A 7,019-nucleotide genomic window follows, 5' to 3' on the forward strand; every position below is an offset into this window, starting at 1 on the left:
AATTCGCGAGTGGGAAGAGGCTTAAACAGGCATATAGAGAAGAATTTGCGTATCCAGATGCACGGAGCATATCTCAAAAGTGCGGATCACTTTTGTCAATTCTCTATAAAATAAGTCTCAATAACCAATTGAAATTCGACATTATATGTCTTTATTCCTACTTCATTCGCCAAATTTTTGCAATCTCCTTTTGAAAAAGCACTTTTTCCTGTAAAAACCAAATATTTTAAAATTTATAAGGAAAACATCTATACCTAATGAGAGTGTAGGAAGAGAAAATCCGCCAATTGTTATCATTGACGGATTTAGAAAGCTGCTATTTCGTCTCTTGCTTAGTACGGGTTCTCCCCAGTTTTACCTTCAAGACTTAGCGTAAAGCACCTTGCCTGCAGCCTATTCGAATCATCTATGAAAACTTCTGATGAAACCGCCACACCAGCCATAGAAACAGGCTGTACCCGAAGAAGGAATAGACATGCCGCCATTCACTGCTGTGGACAAACCATCCCAAGCTTTCTGAAACCTGTTCGGCGTAAGCGGCAATGATTCCAAACAGCAGGATGGCAAACCACCTCGGCCATGTATGCAACCGCTGCAACAAGGAGAGACAGATTGCAGTGACAACCGGTAGGACAAGCAATGTGAAGAGGACATGAATGTCAAAAACACCGGGGAAAAGCCGTACAGGAAACGAGTACAGCTGCTTATTTACCAGAATGAGATCCAGATACGTTCCCAGCCAGGATGCGAAAATCATCGACGGCAGATATGATTTCCGCCTAGTCTTGCCTGATCGCGGTTTGTGCCATGACCGCAAGTTCGATTTTCTCCAGCGTTTTACAGTAATCATCCATGATCTCCCCGTCTATGTTTTCTTCAACCTGGAGGAAGTACGTGATGGCTTTCCAATCCTCACACCAATCCCCGGCTTCTGCCTCAGGATGATCCACATCCTTCCAAGCATGCAGCAGGGTTGGGCTGAAAAGGCGGCTTGCTCCCGGTTTCAATCGACCGTTCACTGTTCGCTTTTTATACAAGACACCGGGCGTGGTTTCCTTTACGTCGTTGAACAAATGTGGCCAGTAATCTTTGCGGGAGCCGGTATGCGGATGATCCGCCGCCCAGGCCACTGCTCCTTGCAGGATGTCAGCTCGATCAAAAAGCAATGCGTATAACTGCTTTCCTAATCGGATTCGTTCATAAAGCGAGGCAAAATGCTGAAGCGTTTGCCCGACCAGATATGGCTCACTGCTCCCCTCCCGATAACAAGGAAAGACAATCTGATTTAAACGCAATACGTCCTGCAGTTTGAATTCAAGCGTTTGCAGAACCGTTTTTTGATAATACGAATTTTTGATGATCCTCTTTTCCAAATAGTTTTGCTCGTTGATAATAAGTCCCATTGCCAAAAGATCGCGGTCGCCAGTCAACCAGAAGTGATTCCAGATGACCTCCATAAAGACGGATACATGAAAGAAAGGCAGTAGATGAAACAGGTTCTTCTCCCTTTTCAGACTTTCCTCGTACAGCAAAAATTGCGGGTAGACGTCTTGAAAAATCAGCCAATTGCCGCGTTCCAAAAACTGAAAAAAATCGTTCTGTTCCGCGGTGGAAAGCAGCCTGGAGAGAAGCTCTCCTTTCAGGTCGGTCATATTCCAGCCGCCGTTTCTTGACACCATGTGACCCAAAAAGGCCCAGTGAATCTCGGGATGGCTTCGATAATACTCGTAATACGCCATGGTTCGCGTCACATTGTTTTTGTTGCGTTGCCGCGTGCATTCCTTGATGTGATGAATCAGTTGTTGTTCACTTTGTGGCAACTCTGATTGATCTACAACCCGTTTCGCTCGAAGTTTTACTTTTTTGTTTAATTCTCTGCCAATCTTGAACTGCACACCGAATTGTTTGAGCGGGATACCCATGCCTACCCTCTCCTATCCAGAACCGTTTGTGCACACATGCATAACGTGGATATAGGCAGATATCCTGGGATGAAGAAAGGTATGGCGAAACATGAAAGAAAGAGTGGAATCGGAAATAAACCGGATCGTTCATCGATTGCAGGGCAGCCAATCGCCAGACGGAGCTTGGCGTTTTTGTCTGGAAAGCGGGCCGCTGACTAATGCGTATATGATCATCCTATTGCGCAGCTTGCGTATAGATGACGAGGAGTTTATCAGCGGTTTGGCGCAACGAATCGCCGCATTGCAAGTGGAAAACGGAACGTGGAAGCTGTTTCACGATGAAGAAAGAGGGAATCTTTCCGCGACCGTCGAAGCGTACTACGCTCTCCTCTACGCTGGCCATAGCTGGAACGACGAAGAGCACATGCTGACTGCCAAACAGCAGATCTTGGCCAAAGGCGGGCTCTCGCAAACAAGCATGCTGACCAAGCTCATGCTATCTCTGTCAGGCCAAATTCCATGGGATGCGCATGTAACAATTCCTATTGAAGGGATGCTTCTGCCTCACTGGGCCCCCTTCCATTTTTTCGATTTTGTCGGGTACGCGCGAGTACATATCGCTCCCATCCTGATCCTGACAGACCGCAAGCTGGTCATCCAGACGGAGAGAACTCCCGATATCTCTGAGCTTCGAATCCCCAGTACGGCTGATCATCACTCTTTCGCAGCGCGTTATCTCCAAAAGCGAATTGAAGATGTCATCAAGTTTCTACCCTATACGGCGCAGATCCATCAGGAGGCGCTGAATCAAGCAAAACAATTCATGCTGAAACGGCTCGAAGCGGATGGTACCTTATACAGTTACCTCACTTCCACCGTTCTCATGATCTTCGCTTTGCTGTCACTCGGCTATCCCAAAAGTCATCCCGTTATCACCCGCGCTGTTGCTGGCCTAAAAACGATGGCTTGCCACAGAAACGGACAGATTCATATGCAGGATGCGACATCAACGGTTTGGGATACTGCCTTGCTGACCCATGCTCTTCAAGTATCCGGAGTCTCTGCATCCCATCCGATGCTACAAAAAGCAGGCAGATACTTGCTTTCTCGGCAACAAGACAAATATGGCGATTGGGTGCTGCATAACCATGCTGCGCTTCCGGGAGGGTGGGGATTTTCCGATAGCAACACAATCAACCCTGACATTGATGACACAACAGCCGCTTTGCGGGCGATCAGCCAGATGCAAAAAACCGATCTGGTCTACCAGAGAGCGTGGCAACGGGGTCTGAACTGGCTGTTGTCCATGCAAAATGATGACGGGGGTTGGCCAGCTTTTGAAAAAAACACCAACAAACAAATCTTGTCGTGGCTTCCGATCGAAGGAGCAGATGCCGTCAGCACGGACCCGTCCACAACTGATTTGACGGGAAGGACCTTGGAGTTTCTGGGAAACCATGCTGGAATGAACGTGCGTGACCCGAGCATACAAAAAGCGGTTAGCTGGCTCTTGCGAAATCAAGAAGAGAATGGCTCCTGGTATGGCCGCTGGGGGATTTGCTATATATACGGGACGTGGTCGGCGGTTACCGGGCTGATCGCGGTTGGTGTACCAGCGGAACATCCCGCGATACAAAAAGCGGTACAGTGGTTATTGCGCATCCAAAATCAAGACGGGGGATGGGGAGAATCCTGTAACAGCGATATTGTCAAATCCTATGTTCCTTTAGGGGCAAGTACGCCTTCGCAAACTGCCTGGGCAGTCGACACCCTCATCGCCGCCTCCCCGACACCCACATTGCCGATGATACGTGGCATACAATTTTTACTGGGGAAAGAAGGGAATCAAGATTGGACTCTTTCGTACCCGACAGGTGCGGCACTGCCTGGCGGCTTTTACTTCCATTACAATAGTTACCGATACATTTGGCCCTTGATTGCCCTCGGACATTTTCAAAAAAAGTATGGGTAGGCTAGCACAATTTGCCATTTTGAGAAATGAGCTCGAGACAGCAGGATTCCTCATTCTTAGAACGAGGACTTGGCGGTAATCCCAAAAAGGAGTGGTACTTATACCTGATGCCCCTGTTTCGACGATTCACGTCCATGTCATGGAGACGTTTTCGATTTCTCTTGCATCCAATCCCTCGACAGGCTATCGGTGGATGTTATCCAATCCGCCTGATCCTCGCTACCTTTCCCTGCTGGAGACTACTTATCTGCCGCCTTCTACCCCTACAACCAGGTTTGGCCAAAGCGGCAGACAAATCTGGAGATTCCGGGCGCTAACTCGAGGTGTGACCAGTCTCTCCTTTAAATACTGTCGCCCTTGGGATGAAAGCGACTGCGCTCAATTTCACTTTTACATGATTGCGATACAGTAGGTCTATAGGTTCCAACGTTAGAAAAACAGAAGGCATCCTCGATAAGACTCGATGAGCAGAATTAGCATACGCCGACTTGGCGATCCAGCGCCCGATAACGGATTGCTTCTGCCACATGGGATGAGCCAATGTCCTCCGCTCCCGCCAGGTCCGCAATTGTTCTGGCCAGCTTGACGATCCGATCGTAGGCGCGCGCACTTAGCCCCAAGGTTTCGATGGCCATTTGCAGCAGTTCCTGACCCTCTTTGTCCAGCATGCAGTAACGGCGCAATTCTTCTCCACTCATCGCGCTGTTGAATGGCGATGTGGCGCGATGGCCAAACCTTTTGCTCTGAATTGTTCTAGCGGCTTCCACTCTGTCGCGGATCACGGCGGATGATTCTGCTACGCTGCGTTGATTTAACAGGTGAACAGGTACCCTCGGCACCTCCAGATGTAAATCGATTCGATCCAGGAGCGGGCCAGACAGCTTGGCCCGGTATCGCTGAATCTGCAGGGGCGAGCAATAGCATTCCCGCTGGTCCCTGGACCCGAAGTAACCACACGGACACGGATTGCACGAGCCAATTAGCAGAAACCGGGCCGGGAAGGTAAATACCTGCTTGGATCGCCCAATCGTCACGACTCCTGCTTCTAACGGCTGGCGCAGCACCTCCAATACATGGCGTGAGAATTCGGGCATTTCGTCCAGAAAGAGGATGCCTCCATGGGAAAGACTGCACTCTCCTGGCCGCGGTATCTGCGTCCCCCCTCCAATCAGCGCTGTCGCGGTGATCGTATGATGGGGAGAGCGAAAAGGGCGCTCACGTACCAGACCGCTGGTACGCGTCAAATGCCCGGCAATACTGTAGATTTTCGTTACTTCATACGATTCTTCCATCGTCATCTGCGGCATGATCCCAGGAAGACAATTGGCAAGCAGTGTCTTCCCGGATCCGGGTGGGCCTACCAGGATCACATTGTGAAATCCCGCTGCTGCAATCTCCAGCCCCCGCTTGACGAGGTTCTGGCCGTAGACGTTGCTGAAATCTGGGTATTCTGTGCTTCTGTGCAGACTGATGGTCTTCATTCCCTTGGCGTCGGATCCTCGGGATACAAGCTGCTCCTGCGTCCAATACTTTGCTGCGTCCTGCAAATGTGCGGCTGGCAGCACCACGATGTCGACCAGACGGGCTTCCGCCTCGTTTTGTTCGGGCAGAACCACGTGTGTAAAGCCGTTTCTTTTTGCTTCCAGGAGAATCGGCAACACACCAGACACTGGACGCAGTGATCCATCCAATGCAAGCTCCCCCAAGATCAGGATGCGCTCTTCCCGTGGCGGAATTTGTTTGGAAGCAAGCAAGATTCCGATCGCGATCGCCAAGTCGAAGCCCGACCCTTCCTTGCGTTGATCGGCAGGTGCCAAATTGACGGTAATGCGCTGCATCGGGTAGTCAAAGCCCGCATTTCGCATCGCGGACCGGACGCGGTCCCGCGCCTCTTTTACTGCAGAACCGCCAAGTCCGACCAGGTCAAACTGCGGCAGCCCGTTGGCGATGTCTGTCTCCACAGAAACCATCATGCCATCTATTCCCATTACGGTACCGGAAAAACTGCAAGCGTACATATGTTTCCCCTCCACCTATAGCGTAGGAAAAGATAGAGGGTAGGGGCAAGTTTTTTGGTATTCGACTCTAAAACACCATGATTTCGCATTTATTCACATGCAATCCCATCGTTATCTCTATCAAGTGCAGGACAATTACCGGACAATCCAACAATTTTCAATCGTGTTAGTACGACCTAAAACGCCGCAGCCTCTTGGCTATTAGTCAAGAGGCTGCGGTATAAAATTTTACATTGTATATGAATCCGGGACATTTCTAGCTTTTTATATCATTTATGAGTTCTTCACATATGTATCTTTCTGCTTCTGATAAATCAATCTCATTTAACTTTTCAATAATATAGGGCAGAAGCCCACTCCCTATATTTACTAAGCATTCATAGGCATGATAGTCAGTTTTACAATACTTAGATATTACATTATTATCGGTACGCCATTTATTACTCTTGATTTGCAATAACCAAAATTCTAGCTGCTCTTTTACCGATTTGCTTTTTTGTCTTTGTACGATCTTGAGGAATTCTTCATCATTCACTTTCTCTTCTGGAAAAACTCCTATAAAATATAGCTGATGGTCCATTAAGCTCTTGGGAATAATCGTATCTTGTTCGGGACTATAATTTAGCTCCTTTAGATTAATACAATAATATAAGCTCATTATATCGTTAAGCTGATCGGGCAAATCCTCAAAACTGAAATCGAAATCACCTTCACTAAATCTTAGGCTTATTTTTGTTTGTTCAAATGAGCGATCATAAAAGGAATCGTTCGTTTCTATCAATTTCTTTTTGTAATTCTCATAGTACCGGTTAGCTGTTTTTTCTAATGCCTCTTCAGTATTTATGTGTATGATAAAACTTCCATGTGTTACATCAGTATATAGGGAAAAAACGTAAACTCCTTTATTTTCATCCGTTTTTGCAAACTTATTGATGGTTTCAGTACAATGTTGAAACAACAAATCCTCGATTTTTTTAGCATCGACTACTACCCCTGTACTTCCGTGCAAATCATTTCGCTCTATCAGCTGTAACTGCTAAACTAAATTCAACAGTATCCGCCAAATAGAAATGAACACTTTTTTCTTTCACTTGGTAACCCAGTTAAGCTATGATTACTTGTTCA

Annotated in this window: 7 protein-coding genes; 2 read left to right on the forward strand and 5 right to left on the reverse strand. The window is 47.7% G+C overall.

Annotated features, from left to right (window positions below; genetic code table 11):
- Positions 1 to 406 precede the first annotated feature (406 nt).
- Both EDM58_RS15885 and EDM58_RS15890 read right to left on the reverse strand, forming a co-directional pair.
- The gene (locus EDM58_RS15885) at positions 407 to 817 is read right to left on the reverse strand and encodes a CBO0543 family protein (protein WP_246000781.1); all 411 of its coding nucleotides are present in this window, start codon (positions 815 to 817) and stop codon (positions 407 to 409) included.
- Positions 780 to 1,922: a DUF2515 domain-containing protein gene (locus tag EDM58_RS15890; RefSeq protein ID WP_122914203.1), complete on the reverse strand. Its 1,143-nt coding sequence runs from the start codon at positions 1,920 to 1,922 to the stop codon at positions 780 to 782. Before EDM58_RS15890 ends, EDM58_RS15885 begins: the two co-directional genes overlap by 38 nt.
- A gap of 91 nt (positions 1,923 to 2,013) precedes the next feature.
- On the opposite strand from EDM58_RS15890, the gene shc reads away from it, so the two are divergent.
- Positions 2,014 to 3,876, forward strand: coding sequence for a squalene--hopene cyclase (shc, locus tag EDM58_RS15895; RefSeq protein ID WP_122914204.1), 1,863 nt, complete (start codon positions 2,014 to 2,016; stop codon positions 3,874 to 3,876).
- A gap of 139 nt (positions 3,877 to 4,015) precedes the next feature.
- The gene (locus tag EDM58_RS15900) at positions 4,016 to 4,288 is read left to right on the forward strand and encodes a protease inhibitor I42 family protein (RefSeq protein WP_122914218.1); all 273 of its coding nucleotides are present in this window, start codon (positions 4,016 to 4,018) and stop codon (positions 4,286 to 4,288) included.
- 61 nt (positions 4,289 to 4,349) lie between these two features.
- On the opposite strand, the gene EDM58_RS15905 is transcribed toward EDM58_RS15900, so the two are convergent.
- From EDM58_RS15905 to EDM58_RS15915, 3 genes are all read right to left on the reverse strand, one after another.
- Entirely contained in the window at positions 4,350 to 5,894 is a 1,545-nt protein-coding gene (locus EDM58_RS15905; protein WP_122914205.1) for a YifB family Mg chelatase-like AAA ATPase, read from the reverse strand.
- An 89-nt stretch (positions 5,895 to 5,983) separates the two neighbouring features.
- On the reverse strand, positions 5,984 to 6,055 hold the full coding sequence (locus EDM58_RS26545) for an excalibur calcium-binding domain-containing protein (RefSeq protein WP_122914219.1): 72 nt from the start codon (positions 6,053 to 6,055) through the stop codon (positions 5,984 to 5,986).
- Positions 6,056 to 6,150: 95 nt separating this feature from the next.
- The gene (locus EDM58_RS15915; RefSeq protein ID WP_183187530.1) at positions 6,151 to 6,903 is read right to left on the reverse strand and encodes a DUF4303 domain-containing protein; all 753 of its coding nucleotides are present in this window, start codon (positions 6,901 to 6,903) and stop codon (positions 6,151 to 6,153) included.
- Positions 6,904 to 7,019: the final 116 nt, after the last annotated feature.

It is taken from the genome of Brevibacillus panacihumi (assembly GCF_003710985.1).
GTDB lineage: Bacteria > Bacillota > Bacilli > Brevibacillales > Brevibacillaceae > Brevibacillus > Brevibacillus panacihumi.